The 14,171-nt window shown below is 65.6% G+C and carries 24 protein-coding genes and 1 tRNA gene; 20 read left to right on the forward strand and 5 right to left on the reverse strand.

Annotated features, from left to right (window positions below; translation table 11 throughout):
* Positions 1-69: 69 nt before the first annotated feature.
* Entirely contained in the window at positions 70-1,107 is a 1,038-nt protein-coding gene (locus QRM95_RS11005; protein ID WP_285247727.1) for a hypothetical protein, read from the reverse strand.
* Entirely contained in the window at positions 1,104-1,514 is a 411-nt protein-coding gene (locus tag QRM95_RS11010) for a hypothetical protein (RefSeq protein ID WP_208294365.1), read from the reverse strand. Before QRM95_RS11010 ends, QRM95_RS11005 begins: the two co-directional genes overlap by 4 nt.
* Before the next feature lie 402 nt (positions 1,515-1,916).
* Between QRM95_RS11010 and QRM95_RS11015 the strand changes: the two genes are divergently transcribed.
* Together QRM95_RS11015 and QRM95_RS11020 are read left to right on the forward strand one after the other, a co-directional pair.
* A complete protein-coding gene (locus QRM95_RS11015; protein ID WP_133830793.1) occupies positions 1,917-2,372 on the forward strand; it encodes a LexA family protein in 456 nt (151 codons plus the stop codon).
* A gap of 15 nt (positions 2,373-2,387) precedes the next feature.
* Positions 2,388-3,692, forward strand: a complete 1,305-nt coding sequence (locus tag QRM95_RS11020) for a Y-family DNA polymerase (RefSeq protein WP_285247762.1) — start codon at positions 2,388-2,390, stop codon at positions 3,690-3,692.
* Between the two features lie 70 nt (positions 3,693-3,762).
* Here QRM95_RS11020 and QRM95_RS11025 read toward each other — a convergent pair whose 3' ends face one another.
* The gene (locus QRM95_RS11025) at positions 3,763-4,047 is read right to left on the reverse strand and encodes a hypothetical protein (protein WP_139126767.1); all 285 of its coding nucleotides are present in this window, start codon (positions 4,045-4,047) and stop codon (positions 3,763-3,765) included.
* A 109-nt stretch (positions 4,048-4,156) separates the two neighbouring features.
* Positions 4,157-4,630 carry a hypothetical protein gene (locus tag QRM95_RS11030; protein ID WP_133830791.1) on the reverse strand — a complete coding sequence of 158 codons (474 nt, stop codon included), beginning with the start codon at positions 4,628-4,630 and terminating at the stop codon, positions 4,157-4,159.
* A 139-nt stretch (positions 4,631-4,769) separates the two neighbouring features.
* Here QRM95_RS11030 and QRM95_RS11035 point away from each other — a divergent pair, with 139 nt between their 5' ends.
* From QRM95_RS11035 to QRM95_RS11045, 3 genes are all read left to right on the forward strand, one after another.
* Positions 4,770-4,925, forward strand: a complete 156-nt coding sequence (locus tag QRM95_RS11035) for a hypothetical protein (protein ID WP_284975261.1) — start codon at positions 4,770-4,772, stop codon at positions 4,923-4,925.
* A gap of 431 nt (positions 4,926-5,356) precedes the next feature.
* The gene (locus QRM95_RS11040) at positions 5,357-5,857 is read left to right on the forward strand and encodes a hypothetical protein (protein WP_133830790.1); all 501 of its coding nucleotides are present in this window, start codon (positions 5,357-5,359) and stop codon (positions 5,855-5,857) included.
* A 106-nt stretch (positions 5,858-5,963) separates the two neighbouring features.
* Positions 5,964-6,401, forward strand: a complete 438-nt coding sequence (locus QRM95_RS11045; protein ID WP_133830789.1) for a hypothetical protein — start codon at positions 5,964-5,966, stop codon at positions 6,399-6,401.
* 187 nt (positions 6,402-6,588) lie between these two features.
* On the opposite strand, the gene QRM95_RS11050 is transcribed toward QRM95_RS11045, so the two are convergent.
* Positions 6,589-7,458 (reverse strand): hypothetical protein, encoded by an 870-nt coding sequence (locus tag QRM95_RS11050; protein ID WP_284975263.1) that lies wholly within the window; start codon positions 7,456-7,458, stop codon positions 6,589-6,591.
* A gap of 325 nt (positions 7,459-7,783) precedes the next feature.
* On the opposite strand from QRM95_RS11050, the gene QRM95_RS11055 reads away from it, so the two are divergent.
* The 15 genes from QRM95_RS11055 (at position 7,784) to QRM95_RS11125 (ending at position 14,140) form a co-directional block, all read left to right on the forward strand.
* Positions 7,784-8,434: a homing endonuclease associated repeat-containing protein gene (locus tag QRM95_RS11055; protein WP_284975264.1), complete on the forward strand. Its 651-nt coding sequence runs from the start codon at positions 7,784-7,786 to the stop codon at positions 8,432-8,434.
* 73 nt (positions 8,435-8,507) lie between these two features.
* On the forward strand, positions 8,508-8,819 hold the full coding sequence (locus QRM95_RS11060; protein WP_285247728.1) for a hypothetical protein: 312 nt from the start codon (positions 8,508-8,510) through the stop codon (positions 8,817-8,819).
* Positions 8,820-8,905: 86 nt separating this feature from the next.
* A complete protein-coding gene (locus tag QRM95_RS11065) occupies positions 8,906-9,193 on the forward strand; it encodes a hypothetical protein (RefSeq protein WP_133830787.1) in 288 nt (95 codons plus the stop codon).
* Positions 9,194-9,366: 173 nt separating this feature from the next.
* Complete coding sequence (locus QRM95_RS11070) at positions 9,367-9,714, forward strand: hypothetical protein (RefSeq protein WP_133830786.1); 348 nt, start codon at positions 9,367-9,369, stop codon at positions 9,712-9,714.
* Positions 9,714-9,953 carry a hypothetical protein gene (locus QRM95_RS11075; protein ID WP_133830785.1) on the forward strand — a complete coding sequence of 80 codons (240 nt, stop codon included), beginning with the start codon at positions 9,714-9,716 and terminating at the stop codon, positions 9,951-9,953. The genes QRM95_RS11070 and QRM95_RS11075 overlap by 1 nt, the downstream gene beginning before the upstream one ends.
* A 19-nt stretch (positions 9,954-9,972) precedes the next feature.
* Positions 9,973-10,236, forward strand: a complete 264-nt coding sequence (locus QRM95_RS11080; protein ID WP_133830784.1) for a hypothetical protein — start codon at positions 9,973-9,975, stop codon at positions 10,234-10,236.
* Positions 10,237-10,468: 232 nt separating this feature from the next.
* Positions 10,469-10,960: a single-stranded DNA-binding protein gene (locus QRM95_RS11085; protein WP_021473537.1), complete on the forward strand. Its 492-nt coding sequence runs from the start codon at positions 10,469-10,471 to the stop codon at positions 10,958-10,960.
* 175 nt (positions 10,961-11,135) lie between these two features.
* A complete protein-coding gene (locus QRM95_RS11090) occupies positions 11,136-11,399 on the forward strand; it encodes a hypothetical protein (protein ID WP_133830782.1) in 264 nt (87 codons plus the stop codon).
* Positions 11,396-11,626 (forward strand): hypothetical protein, encoded by a 231-nt coding sequence (locus tag QRM95_RS11095; protein ID WP_056387625.1) that lies wholly within the window; start codon positions 11,396-11,398, stop codon positions 11,624-11,626. The genes QRM95_RS11090 and QRM95_RS11095 overlap by 4 nt, the downstream gene beginning before the upstream one ends.
* Before the next feature lie 218 nt (positions 11,627-11,844).
* Positions 11,845-11,982, forward strand: coding sequence for a hypothetical protein (locus tag QRM95_RS11100; protein WP_156783993.1), 138 nt, complete (start codon positions 11,845-11,847; stop codon positions 11,980-11,982).
* A gap of 39 nt (positions 11,983-12,021) precedes the next feature.
* The gene (locus tag QRM95_RS11105; protein WP_133830781.1) at positions 12,022-12,423 is read left to right on the forward strand and encodes a hypothetical protein; all 402 of its coding nucleotides are present in this window, start codon (positions 12,022-12,024) and stop codon (positions 12,421-12,423) included.
* Between the two features lie 66 nt (positions 12,424-12,489).
* Positions 12,490-12,635: transfer RNA gene (locus QRM95_RS11110), tRNA-OTHER, on the forward strand.
* A gap of 62 nt (positions 12,636-12,697) precedes the next feature.
* On the forward strand, positions 12,698-13,006 hold the full coding sequence (locus QRM95_RS11115) for a hypothetical protein (RefSeq protein WP_071416397.1): 309 nt from the start codon (positions 12,698-12,700) through the stop codon (positions 13,004-13,006).
* A gap of 17 nt (positions 13,007-13,023) precedes the next feature.
* On the forward strand, positions 13,024-13,326 hold the full coding sequence (locus QRM95_RS11120) for a hypothetical protein (protein WP_056387614.1): 303 nt from the start codon (positions 13,024-13,026) through the stop codon (positions 13,324-13,326).
* Between the two features lie 166 nt (positions 13,327-13,492).
* The gene (locus QRM95_RS11125; protein ID WP_284975267.1) at positions 13,493-14,140 is read left to right on the forward strand and encodes a thermonuclease family protein; all 648 of its coding nucleotides are present in this window, start codon (positions 13,493-13,495) and stop codon (positions 14,138-14,140) included.
* Positions 14,141-14,171: the final 31 nt, after the last annotated feature.

Here is a 14,171-nt window from a genome sequence, read left to right on the forward strand (position 1 = left end):
GCCACCCTTTTTACGGTTCGCGGAGACGCACCCCAGGACCGTTCGCTGTATTCCAGTGCGTCACGGCGCTCATCGGATCGGCCGCCCTTCCCGCTCGCGCTCGAGCTTCGCCTGCTTCTTCGTCGCCTCCCGCACCCGGTCCCGGACGAAGACCGCGTCCTTGTGCGTGATCGGAGCCTCGTGGACATTGTGCGAGCCGCGCAGGAAGTTGCTCGTGCGGTCCGCGATCGAGTACGCGAGTGCCTGCTCGATCGCCGCGCTGGTCTCCTTTACCTCACCCAGCTGCCCGTGCAGCGCGGCCAGGCCCTGGGTCTGCTCACGGCCCCTCCGCTCCAGGGATTCCATGCGCGCCGCGATGCTGCCCAGCAGCGGATCACGGGAGCGGAACAGCTGCGCCGCGCGCCGGGTGGCAGCATCAGTCGCCAGTCCAAGGTCGAGCTGGGCCAGCAGAAAGGCCGTGACCAGGCTTGCCTGGCTCAACCGCTCGGCGAACTCGCGGGCTGCCGTGTCGCCGACACCGAGCTCACGGACGGCCGCTGAGCGCAGCTGCTCCCGCAGCGCGCCGACGATTGCCTCGGGCAGGGCCCGGACGGCAGGCTGGCTCTTCACGCCGTCGAGCCGGAAGCCGCTCTGTGGCAACGACTCGCTGCCCTCGTCCCCTCCGCCGGAGCCGCCCCTGGCCGCCGCAGACTGCACGGCCTCCTGATGGTCGGTGTGCTGGAGCGGGACGGGCGGGAGGAGGCTGGCATCTTCCGGCGGCGACACCGGGAGGGCCGCGGGGTGTGCTTCGGCGTCTGCGTCGTCGTGCACCTGCGGCATCGCTGCTTTGTCCACGGCGACGGCGTCGCTCTGGGCCGGGGGAGTGGCGCTGCCTGCTCCCGAGCCTCCACGCTGGCCGGCACCGGTGTCCCGGTCAAGGTTCTCGGCGCTCTGCTGCGGGGCCTCATCCTTCTCCGGCGTGTCCTGCTCCGGCTCCGCCGGCTGTGCCCCTTCCTGGGCCCGCTTCAGGCCCTCGCTCCCGCCGGTCCGGTACGCATCGAGGAAGGACGTGTCGACGTCCATCAGCTCGTCGGTGGACGGCATGATCTCGTTCAGCCCCTGGCTCACGTCAGCTCCCCGTTCTCCTCGTCCAGCAGATAGTTGTCGCCCCTGGTCAGCCCGAGCAGGGAATCGAAGCCCATGGTCACGACCCGCTCGAGGTTGGCGTTGTTCGTCGAAAGCGCCTTGAGCTCGTCGACGACCTGGTTGATACGCGCGGTGAGCAGATCAGGGATGTCGAAGTCGAGATTCTCGCGCCGGATCTTCTCGGCGATCGCCTCGGCGTAGTACTCGTTGGCGGAGGGGTAGCCGCGCCGCTGCGCCCAGTACTCCGCCCGCTGCTTCTCGTCCGAGGACAGGCGGGTAAAGACCCGCTCCCTGCGGTCGCTGCCGTTCTGGTCGATGCTCGGTCCACCGGACCTGGTCGCAGCCCGCGCAGCGGGAGGCGCAGCCTTCGGCTCGTCGACGACGGTCATGTCTGGCCTCTCCTGTCATATTCGACTGATGTACGAGTCCATTCTAACGTCATTCGATTGTCTGTCACGAATGATTGGGCAATGACTTGTGACAGACCTTTGCGGAGAGGTCGGGCAGAGAGGTGGAGTCATCTGCGTCACCCGGTCAGCGCCTGATCGCGTGTCCCAGGCGGCCTCGGTTCCTCGACCCCAAGGCCGGGGCCGCTGAACGTTGGTTCGCACCTCCCGTTCGTGCGAAAAAGAGAAGGCCCCGACGCGCATGAAGCGCACCGGGGCCTTTATTCCTGCCCGCAGTCCCAGAGCCCAGGCCTGTCCGGTCCGCCCGGCAGTTGCTCCACGTTGCGTGCCGTTCCCGCCCGGGCGTACGATTCCATCGAACATATGTTCGAAAAGGAAGTGGACATGCAGGCCTCGCAGCCAGAACCGTTGGCGCTCGACGAGCCGCTGATACTCCCGTTCGCGCCGGAAGCCGTCGCCTGCGGCTTCCCCAGCCCTGCAGAGGGATATTGGTCCGGGGACCTTGATCTTGTCCAGCACCTGGTCCGGGACCCAACATGTACATTTGTCTGGCGTGCAGCCGGCCATTCCATGACCGGAGCCGGAATCAATGACGGCGACCTGCTGCTCGTGGACCGGGGGATCGATCCCGTTCCGGGCAAGATCGTGATCGCCGTCGTTGACGGCGAATACACCGTCAAGCGGCTGGACGTCATCCAGGGACGTACCGTTCTCGTGGCAGAGAACCTTGACTATGCGGACGTCGTTCTCCACGAACACACCGAGATGTCAGTCTGGGGCGTGGTCACATGGATTCTGTCTCCTGCGAAAACCAAACGTGGTGTCAGACCCCGCCTATAGTCTCCAGCCGTGGCAATGACGACTCTCACCCCAGCATCCGATCAAATCGCTCTCGTAGACTGCGTCTCCTTTTACGCCAACGCGGAGCGCGTCTTCGACCCCACGCTGCATGACCGGCCGACCCTTGTCCTCTCGAACAATGACGGCTGTGTGGTTGCCGCGTGCCCGCTGGTGAAGGAGCTCGATCCTGACATCATGGGCAAGCCGTGGTTCAAGATCCGCGGCTGGTGCCAGGCCAAGGGCGTCGAAGCCAGGTCATCGAACTATGAGCTCTATGGCTCGCTGAGTGCACGGGTTGCCACCATTCTGGGCCGCTTCAGTGCGTGGCAGGAAGTGTATTCGATCGACGAAAGCTGGCTGAAGCTGCGGGGCGCTCCTGAAGAACTCGAATCACGGGGACAGGAGATCCGACGGACTGTCCTCCAGCTGACCGGAATTCCTGTCCGCGTCGCGATCGGTCCCACGAAGACCCTCGCCAAGGTAGCGGCTCTCGGCATCAAGAAAAACCCCGCGTTCAATGGAGTTCTCGATCTCCGGCGGTTTTCGGAGGAGCAGCTTGACCGGATCCTTGACTCCCTCCATGTGACTGACCTCTGGGGCGTCGCCGGGCGTAACGGCAAGCGCCTGGCTGCGCTCGGCATCCACACGGCCAGAGAACTGCGTGACGCTGATGCCAAATGGCTCCGCAAACGGTTCTCCGTCGTCATGGAAAGAACCATCCTGGAGCTGCGCGGGCAAAAATGTATCGGGCTGGAGACCCAGCCGCCGGCTGCCAAGGACCAGCTGATCTATTCCAGGAGCTTCTCGCGCAAGCTTACGGACCCTGACGAGATGCATCAGGTTCTGTCGATCTACGCCCAGCGGGTCTCAGCCCGTCTTCGGGCCCAGGGGTCCGTCGCCGGCGTGCTCTCGGTGTGGGCTTCGACCGGCTGGGCCGACGAAGGAACCGTCCCGCATTCAGCCCACCGGGCTGTTCCGCTGGCCATGCCGACCGATGACCCGATCGCGCTTACGAAAGCTGCCAGTGTGATCCTGCCTGATCTGTTTCCGACCGCCGGTATCCGCTACGCCCGTGCAGGAGTTGTACTCACGGGACTGCGCGCGAGTGACGGCGTTCAGTTCCTACCTGTGTTCCAATCCGAATTCGAAGATCGGGGAGTAGGGAAGGTACTTGACGAAATCACGAGAAAGCTCGGCGCGCAGGGAGTGGTTGTGGGCCTGGGTGGCATGAAGACCCCGCCGGCGTGGGAGATGAAGCGCGCCATGCTCTCGAAGCGCTGCACGACCCACTGGGACGAGCTGCCGGTCGCTGTGGCATAGCGGGGTAAGGGAAGCGCAGGACCTCAACAGCACCCGCGCCGGCAGCAAACTCGAGCAGCGACCTGCCACATTAAAGCGCGGCTTCGAGTTCCTCCGAGGAATACCCGAACATGTAATCCTCATCCTTACCGTGTGAGGCCCAGATCTGAGCTGCATCGTAAACACTCAGCGCCTCGCTGTCGTCATCGTCATCGTCATCTAGACCGTAGCGACACTCAAGGCAGTACATCTCGGAGTAAACAAACTTTTTCACCAGGGGCGTCCCACAGTTGGGGCACGGGGGCGTTTCACCCTCGTAGACATCGATCTCGTCCCAGCTTTTTTCCTTCTTCGCAAGGAAATCAAAGATACCCAAAGGCCCTACCGTCCCAATACGTCCCGCCGAAGCCGTTTCTGATATGACATAAACCGCTGACGACAAGCACAACCGCAATTTTCGACACGGTCAGTATCGCATGCGCCTGTTAGGTACTACCTCCACGCGAGTAAGGCGATACCTGGACGAACTTTGTCTCGGTGCCGCCGGGACCGTAGTGCTGCACGCGCTGGTGCCCGCTGACATTATGCTCGGTCGGAGACTTTCTGCTGGCCTCCTCGCCGATGCCCTCGAAAGCCGCCTCCGTGAACTCAGGGATTTTCTCCCAGACCGCCGCGCTGACCTGCTTGAATGCTTCGGGCGACCTCAGTGTCAACAACGTGACCGCGCCAGCAGCCGCAAGAGCGCCAACGGCGAGACCTGTCTTGAAAGCCGGATGATCCTTGATCCGCTGCCAGCGGGTCGGGCCCTGGCTCATATCCTGCTCGCAGGCTCCGGCGGCCTCAGGGTTGGGCACTTCAATGGGCTCAGACTGGACTGACTTGTCCTTGGGCTGCTGAAGACGTGATGGATTGAGCGGCTGCGCCCGATCGAACGGGCCTTCTTGATCATGACCGGGCACTCAGGCAGTCTAGCCTTTACCGGCAATCCCAGTCTCGCTCCGGTCTTAGGCAGGCTACTCACTGCGCATGCTGTTACTTGACAGCTTTCTCTTCTCCAACGGACAGAGGACGGCCGGGCAGGGCTCTATGCTCAGAGCTATGGAGGTTGAATTGACCATTGAAGATGCCCAGGGCGAAATGATGCGCGTCAGCGCGACAGGCCCCGACTATGGCACCACCCTGGCCGCGGCGAAGGCCAAAATCCCGGAAGGATCCCGGATGATCATCATTCGCGTTCCGGACCGTGAGGTGTAACCGTTTCAGTATGCTCCTCCGCCCGGATACCCTGCTGAATTCACCTGGCCCCTTCCCAGCAAGGTCCTGGTCCGGCCTGAAGCAAGCAGTCCGGAATCAGGAAGCACCAGCCATACAACCAAGACAGCGCCCGTCAAGGTTGGTCATTGCCAGGTCTGGCCACACCAGCAACGGCCCTCTTTGTGTTCCTGGATGACCAGGACCCGTTCCTCGCCGAGCAGAATGATGTCTTCGTAGCTGAGCATGCCTCCAGTGCAGCATCGGTTGCCGACTGCCGATAGGGGAGTCCTGACGTATGTGGAAAACCGCAGGGACGATCAAGCTCGTTCCGGTATGCCCAGCCGCCTCGATCCGGTGGCCTTCAACCTCCGTCCGAACCGGGCCTATCATGAGGGAGGGGGACACCTATTGGCCGCTTGTCGGGACAGGTCATGGCACCACACAACGCGAATAGGCGGGACAACCGCATCCCTGGAATTGCAACATTGCGCCCCGGGCACCGCATCAGGGAAATACGCCAGGACCTCCATGACCGACACCCTGCCCGGGCCCGCTACCAGGTCATTGCTGCGCAGCATTCGGTCGCCGGCGGGGCACCACTTGTGCCCCCGGCCTCGGATGAATACCAGATCCGTCTCTACACGCGGTCCCGCAGCGGAGACGTAAGGGTGCGACTCGCCGCGGTCAGGGAGGCCATAGCAACCTCGCCATATGTCTGGGAGGACCTCGCCGACGATTGCGTGCGGGAATGGGTTGAGCCTTCGATTGAGGACGATGTGCTGTTGTCGGCTGCACTGGTGTCTCTGGGAACTTTGAGCGCCGAGGAACGCCCTTATTTGGGCAAGTTCGTGGTCGAGGAGATCTACGAGATTCTGACAAGTGCAGAAGCGGAATACTGGCACCGGGCCGTATCCGGCAGACGGCGGCACTGACCGAATCAGCCTGGTTCCGAGATCCTAAGCTCTCAGAGCGGACCAAACATTGTTCTTGAACCTATGAAGCATGGGCCTCTCGGCTGAACTCTGCAAGAATCACGGCATGGTCGACCGCACTGCGTCCGATGAGCACTACGTGCTTGACCTGTGCGACGGCGTCCTCGGCATGAGCAGCTGTCGCCAAGCGACGTTCGATTGGCTCCGCGGCGACCCGTCCCCTTTGCGACCCCTCGGCACCAAGCTACCCGTGGACGGCTTTTGGTCCGATCTTAAGCTCGTAGTCGAGTTCCAGGAGGAGCAGCATTCGAAACCGTCACCGTTCTTCGATCGGCGGCAGACCGTCTCTGGTGTCGGTCGCGGCGAGCAACGTCGCCTCTACGACGAACGCAAGCGCCTTCTTATCCCCGAACATGGATTGAAGCTCATTGTGATCGAGAAGTCCGCGTTCATCGTCAAGTCGAAGCGGATCCGGCGCGACCCGACGAGGGACATTGCCGTGGTGCGCGCGCACCTCGGCAATGCGCAGCCAAAACGGCTCTAGTGCCGACGTCGCCATCGAAGTGCTGTGACGCGGACTCCGCTCTGGAATGCTGCCATCTGGGTCTTGCTATGACTTCGGCAGCTTTGTGACCAGGAAAAGAAGAACCGGTGCGAGTATGCACCGGTTCTTCTTTTTTGATCGGTAGAAGCCAATCAACGGCAGGACGAAAAGCCGCGATGGATGAGCCTCAGACGTTGGCGCTGGCCGTGCAGTCCACGAGTGCCGAGGTGAAGTCCTTCGACTTCCAGATCTTCTTGTCCTCGTCCTTCGGCAGGAAGTCCGAGATCGATCCGGCCCCTATTGGTGCGCCGCCGGCGAGGAAGCGCAGCGTCTCCTGCGAGAACCCCGCCTGGAAGACGACGCCCGCCAGGCAAGCGCCCGAGGCTGCATAGGTCTTCTTCTGATCCTCGTTCAGCGCATAGGCGGAGAACGTCGAAACGAGCCCCGCGGTCAGCTGCGAGGAGGAGCTGATGCTCGTGCCCTGGGGCACCGGGAACTTCGGCGTGAGATCCGGCTGCCGGGCTTGGGGGAGCTCCTGTCCCTGATTCGGCGGCACGTAGACCTGATCCTTGCCGTCCTTGCCGTCCTTGCCGTCCTTGCCGTCCTTGCCGTCCTTGCCGGTCGTGGCATCCGGGGCCGGGGTCGGCGGGATCACCGCGTCGACGCAAACGTCGAACTTGTCGCCCAGCTCAGGGGAGAGCATGATCGCGGCGTCCATCGCGCTGACCTCGCGCAGGCCATTTGCCACCGCGGCGATGTCGTCGCTGCCCTTGCCCACGATGTAGGCCTGCGCGGCGTCCGAGAGCTTCTTGTCTTGGGCGGCGCGGACCAGGCACGCGCCGCCGTCGGTGCTCTTGGCCCCGGTGCCCTGGAACACGAGCCGGTCCAGCGCCTTGCCGAGGTCCTCGCTCGTCACCTTCGCCGCGCTGGTGCTCGGGCTCGGCGACGGCTGCGCCGTCTCTGAGCCGGCGGAGCATCCGGCGAGCAGGCTGCCCAGCACCGCCAGTGCGGCGGCGGACAATGCCGCCTTCCTCGTCATCGGGGTCTTCATCGCCATGGCCTCTCCTGTCGGGTCGATGTCTGCGCCGGATGGCACAGAGCCCGCATCCGACTGGTCTTCCAGTACATCTTATCCGATAGGCCAATCGAATGGTCTATCGGATGATGCGCGAAGAGCGACACAAAAGACGGCTGACAGAAGGTCTGCGCCAGGCCCTGGCGATGCCTGGTATCGCCAGGGGGCAGCTGGGCTGGGAGGGATCAACGGAGTTGATCCGGACGGGTGCTCGACGCGTCCCGAGCGCGTCACCCGGTCCCTGGGTGGGCCGGGTCGGGACGGCATGCCGCGCCCGGACGACGCCGACCCGAGAGAGGGACTGCCAATGACCCGGACGACTGTGCCGACGGACCTGATGCCGCGCTGCCAGATCGCGGACCCGCAGGTGCAGGAGCACCTGCCGTGCCAGCACCACGAGAGCGGCGGCGTGCAGTGCGAGAACCCCGATCCGCACACGGACGATCACTGGATCTCGGAGCACACAATTTCCCACGCGCTGGCCGGAAACGCCTACGCCTGCACGGCATTCGACCCCGCAGAGCCGGCCCGAGCCGTCCAAGGGCCTGTCCAGACCTACACCGAAAAGCAGATGGTCGACGCGCTCCTGCGCTGCGCCGCGGACCGGGACAGCCTCCCGCGCAACGACTACATCCGCCGCAGACACGACGACGAACCATCCGCGCCGCTGCTGGAGCGCCGGTTCGGCTCCTGGAATGCAGCCCTGGAGAGAGCGGGCCTGAACACCACCGAGCAGCCGCTGCACTTCCAGGGCGCGACCACGAAGTGGACCGAGGAGATGATCCTCGACGCCCTGCGCGAGTGCTGGATCAAGACCGGCTCCATCGCCGTGCTCGCCTACGAGGCCTGGCGCACCGGCGGCACCGACGGCATTTGCCGGACCCATGTCCCGCCGGCGGCCACCATCCGGTTCCGGATGGGCAGCTGGTCGCGGGCCACGCAGCTCGCCGTGGGCTGAGCCGGCGGCCCTGGCGCGGGTGGCTGCCATCCCGCTCATCCCACTGACCGCACACAGACCGAAGGACTCCATCATGACGATCGCCCGCCCCCTCCATGACGTCATCGACGACGCACCGCCGTCGGACGCCATCGCACAGCAGATCCAACTGCAGGCCGCCGCTGCGCTCCTGCCCGAACAGGAGTGGTGCGGCGGCTGCACCCCCGGGGACGATCCGGTGCCCGATGTCGAGGGCGGCATCCCTGGCATGCCGCAGGACGTCGTCCTGCGCACGACGGAGCCGCTGCCGCTGCCCGCGGACTGGAAGGCCGCCTGGGGCCCGGCCCCGCTCTACGACATCGCCTACCTCGCCTGTGGGCACACCGTTGCCCGCCGGGCCTCCTGACCCGGGGCAGGGATGCAGCGACGCAGCGCAGCTGCGCCGGGGGACTCATCGACTGAACCATCGACCAGTGAAGGAGCGTCCCGCTCATGCCCATGACACCACTGCAGAGCTGGGCCCTCATCGTGCTCCTCGCCGTCTTTGTGCTCGGGCTCATCTGCCTCTACGCCGAGGCCGAGGCTGCGCTCCGGCGCAGACATACAGACAAGGTGGCAGCACAGCAGCCGCAGGCCGAGGAGGCAAACAGCTCACTCGTTCCCATTCCTATACCCACCGCCCGCCCGACCCTTCGTCTCATCCAGGGGCAGGGCCAGGGCTCCGCGAGGTCCCGTCGCGGTCCCGCCGAGGTCTACGACTGGGCCCGCCGGGGAATCTAAAGAGACCCCTTCCGGCCCCTGGCCTCCTGCGGGGCTGGGTCAAGACTTCATGCGGCCCACCGCCGCACCACGAACAGCCCCGGGCCGTCGCGAGAAGCGCCGGACACACCGTTCCTGCCGCAGCCCGGCAACGAAGCCACGGCGGCCCGGGGTCAACAACCATTCACCTGCCCGTGCAGGCATCGAAAGCGAGAAGAACCATGGACCAGACCATCGCACCGCCCGTCATCAGGCACAGCGTCGCCGTCGACTTCGGCGTCATCGAGCTCACGGGCACCCTTCAGCACGCCGACGCCCAGCGCAGCCTCATACTCCTGACCGACGAGGCCCCCGAGCGCATCTCGGTGAACCTCGAGGCATATGGCCTCGTAGCCGGCCCGGGGCGGGTGTTCATCAAGGACTGGTCGGAACACGCTGGCCTGGCCGAGCGCCTGCAGGATGCGGGGCTCGTCCGCATTATGCGCTCCGTGACCGTCGGCCCGTTCGCCTCCACCGCCCACGAGGTCGAGGTGACGCTCTGATGGCCGCGGACACCCATGCGCTGAGCGTCCTGAAAGTGAACACCGGCCACCTCGAGAAGATCGAACAGCTCCAGGGGCGGATGCTCGCCCTCGGCGAGGAACAGCTGGAGGTCGAGCGCCGCCAGCTCGAGGCCCAGGACACGCAGAACGTCCTCGCCTGGCTGCAGCTGCAGCAGGCCCAGGGACATACACCCGACCCGACGCTCATGGACCTGGTCCGCCGGCGGCTGCGGATCTGAAGCAGACAGGAGAAACGCCATGGACAACATCATCGAGAGCACCGGAGTCCTCATCACCACTCTTGCCTTCATGATCTGCCTCGCGTGGCTGGGCTGGTTGCTGTTCCGGCGACGGTTCCCGAACCGGGACGGGCAGATCGCGTACCTGGAGGAGGACTACCGGCGGGCCTGCGAGAGCGGAGACGTGGCCGCGGCCGATCAGATCGAGGCCGAACTCTGGGATCTGGGAGCAGCACCGGGCTGGCCTGGGGCCGGGCGTACCGGGTTCGATCAGCGCAGCTGATGCGGGACCCGTGATGCAAGGGCATCTGGGATCAACGCAGTTGATCCGGAAGGAGCACTGAGGAGCGCTCGATCAGCACAGCTGATCCGAGTCTTCATTCGAAAGATCATCGTCTGATCAGCACAGCTGATCCGGATGGGGGTCTGAGAGACAACCGAACACTTCAACTCACCATCGCGCGCGGAGCAGGGACACTGCCCGCGCGTTTCGTGCACAACGAGGAGAAACACTCATGTCGAACCCCCGCAACTCCGCCACCGTCATCGGCCGCCTGACCAAGGACCCGGTCGTCTTCAACAACCAGGACGGCTCCAAGAAGGTCGCGTTCACCCTGATGGCCGACCACAACTACACCGACAGCCAGGGCAACCGCGGCGCTGACGCTGTGCCGGTCGAGGCTTTCGTGCGCGCGACCACCAACGGCATCGGCCCGTTCGCGAGCATCCACAAGGGTGACCTCGTGGCCGTGAACCTCAAGCTGCGCCAGGACCGCTACACCAAGAACGGTGTCGAGGTCTTCGAACTCAAGGCAGTCGTCGAGGACATCACGTTCCTCGAGCCCCGCTCGGTGACCCAGGCCCGCGTGAACGAGCGCGTCGCTGCCGCCGAGGCGCAGAACCAGGCCCTGCAGACCCAGCCGGCTCCGGCTCCCGTCGCAGCCGCTGCCGCACCGCAGCCGGCCGTCGCCAGCGCCGTCCACAGCGAGGAGCTGCCCTTCTCCTGAGAAGCGCGCCCCGCACCCAGCACAACCCACAACTGAATAACAACCGAATAGGCGGCTCACGCACGCCGACAGTCCCCGTCCGAGGAGCCTCGGGCTGCTCGGACGGGGATCTGCTTTCGCTGGCCGCCGTCCTGCCCTGCCCCCAACGTCATCAGCCAAGAGAAGGAGTTCCGCCATGCAGATCGTCGCCGACGCGACCGTCGAGGCCACCGATCACGACCAGGCCCTGCACGCAGGGCTCACCGCCGTCGTCGGCTCGGTGATCACCGACCACCCCGGACCGGATGTCGAGGCCATGGTCGACGACGTCGTCACCGCCGTCATCCAGAAGCTGCGCCTTCACGCCAGCCAGGTCTTCGTCGCCGATCACGGCGGCACCCGCCCCGTGGAGCGCTTCCGCACCGTCACCGGGCGGATGGACCTGGAGGACCCGGAATGAGCCTGGTCCAGCAGCTCGAGCCCGCCGCCGAGGTCCAGCCGGCTGCCGGGCTTCCCGCGGCGGCGCGGATCCTCGCCGAGACGTATCCCCGGATCGTCGACTTCGACCCCAGTGGGATGACGATCGAAGAAGTGCACTACTTCCTCGGTGAGTCGGCTGCCGTAGCCTTCTTCCAGTTCCTGGTCCTCACCAAGCGGTGCAAGGCCGCCGTCGGGATCCGGCGCTGAGAGCTTCCGTGCAGAGCGGTTCGATCCCTCCGTGGCTCCGGCCCCACCAGCGCCCCGCGCGCCCTGCCCTGCCCTCCCGGCAGCAGCGGCGTGGCGGGGCGCTGTCTTTTCGTTCAGGTTTCGTTCGTGGCCTGTGTGGAGGGGATCGGCACAGCCGATCCGGATCTGACGACGAAGGACAACGTCCCCGTCCTGCCACACTTCACTGGAGGTCCGCCATGTCTGGTCTCAGCTGCCCCAACGATGGCGCGCCGATGGAGTCCGACGCCCCCGCCACGGCCCGCGAACGGGCCGGCCGGCGCGGTTGCGCCTGCACCCACACCTGCCCGGAGTGCGGCTACTCCGAGATCCGCTGATCACCACCCATCGACCGAGGAGGGGCCATGTCGACCTCCGTGCAGCACCGTCATCACCGCAACCACGACCACACCCTCACCGGCTTCCTGTCCGCCGTCGCAGCGGTCTTCCAGGAGCTGAACGCCGCCGACGACGCCGACGAGCTCGAGCGCCACGTCGGCTGGGTCTCGCACTCGTGCGAGCCGGACTACCAGGTGCTCGTCGAGCTGATCGGCCCCGCGCCGGGCCTCGCCCTGCAGCTGGTCATCGACCTGGACATCGACTCGACGGTCGCCTCCGCGCAGATCGTCGGCACGGCCGATGACGAGTCGTTCACGACGGACGTCGAGGTCGGAGTCCGGTTCCTGTCCCATCTCGTCGAGCACCACCTCGCGCCAGCGGCCAGGCCGTGCGACGGCTGCACGGCTCCGGACTCCCTGCGGGCACCGACCTGGAAGTGAGTGGCGAACGGCTCCTCGTCCCTTTCCTCACAACCCCTCGCCGGCTCCTTCCCGGAACCGGCCCACGGCGCTCTAGCTCAGCGGCAGAGCACTCGGCGTTCTGACTGCCCGCGGTTCGATTCCGCATCAATCCCTGGTCGGGCAGACCCAGGCTACAGGCCCGTTGCAGGGCGACGCACGAGAGGTCACGGGTTCGATCCCCGTGAGCGCCACAGACCCAGGGTCGTACAGGCCCGCGCGATCCATCAGCTGCACCAGCCAGGAGGGCAATGCCATGACCGACACCATCACCCCCGCCTTCCTCGACATCGTCAAAGACGGCGGTCCTGCGGTCCAGGAGGCTCTGTTGCGCTCGACCGAGCGCCACCGCATCCTCGGCGGCAAGAGCGCCCGGATGCTGCGCCGGGGCGACCGGGTCGCGCTGCGCGACCTGAACCCTGATCTGGATGGCGGCACAGCCGTCGTCGAGCAGGTGCGGCCCTCGGTGGGCAGCACTGTCCACATCCTCACCGTCGGCGGTGAGGCCCACCTCGTCCGCGGCTCGCGCCTCGTGCTCGTCGCCCGCGGACCGGAACAACCCTGACCAGCAAGGAAACCGCCATGTACACCGGACCCATCAGCAACGGCATGCTGCTCGGCATGACGCACAAGGGACGCAGCGCATTGATCCGCGAGCTCAGCCCGGACGTGCGCCGCAAGCTCGCACACATCGCCTCGCTCGGTGCCGAACAGGAGACCAGGAAAGCCGCAGAGCACTTCGACGCTGGCCGGCGTGTCTGGGCCGGTAACAGGCTCGACCACGCCCAGTCACTGAGCCGGCTCGCTGCTGAGCTCACGGGCGAGCCCGACGGCGTCTTCATCGTCGAACCCATCGACTCCGGATCCGTCGCGGCAGGCAACTGATCTCTCTCACTGGACCCCTGGCACCGAGCGCATCGCTCAGGGCCGGGGGTCCTGTCTTTCTCTTTCCGGAACAGCCAGCACAGCTGGCTCGGGCGTGCCCGTGGAGAAGCACGCCTGCCACCCCGGCCAGAGCGCCCGACGACCACTCCAGCAAGGAAACCCCACCATGAAGCGCACCCCCTCCGGATCTGTCTTCGGCGGCCTCATCGCCGCCGTGCTCTGTATCGTCACGCTGACCGGCTGCGAGGACCTGCCGAAGGCCCCCGGCGTCCCGAGTACGCCGTCCACCAGCATTGCGGCAGCCCAGGACCCGGGACAGGTGTCCTCTGGCAAACCGGCGAGCGTGGAGACCAAAGTCATCCGTGTCATCGACGGCGACACCGTCGCCGTGCTGCCGGTGGCCGGCCTGCTCGAGGCGACCGACAAGCATATCGGGATCCCCGAGCACACAGTCAGGCTCCTGGGCATCGACGCGCCCGAAATGAACTATCACAAGGATGCCGAGCCCGAGTGCGGCGCTAGGGCCGCCACTGATCATCTTGGCGGCATCCTGCCGCAGGGCATGCCAGTGACCATCGAGTACGACCCCGGGGCAGACAGAACTGACCGTTATGGCCGTTCTCTCGCCTACGTCATCACACCGGCCCACAACGATGCCGCGCGACAGCAGGTCACCGACGGCTACGCCATGCCCTGGTTCCCCAAGGGCGAGCCGGAGCCCCAGCGGATCCCCGAGTACCGCACGGCGGCTGACAACGCCGTGGCACTGCAAGCCGGTGCGCACTCACAGTGCTCCTCCATCGGCCGCGGCTGAGCTGCTGCACTTACAGACTACGAACCAGGAG

Source organism: Pseudarthrobacter sp. efr-133-R2A-89, assembly GCF_030209315.1.
Lineage (GTDB): Bacteria > Actinomycetota > Actinomycetes > Actinomycetales > Micrococcaceae > Arthrobacter.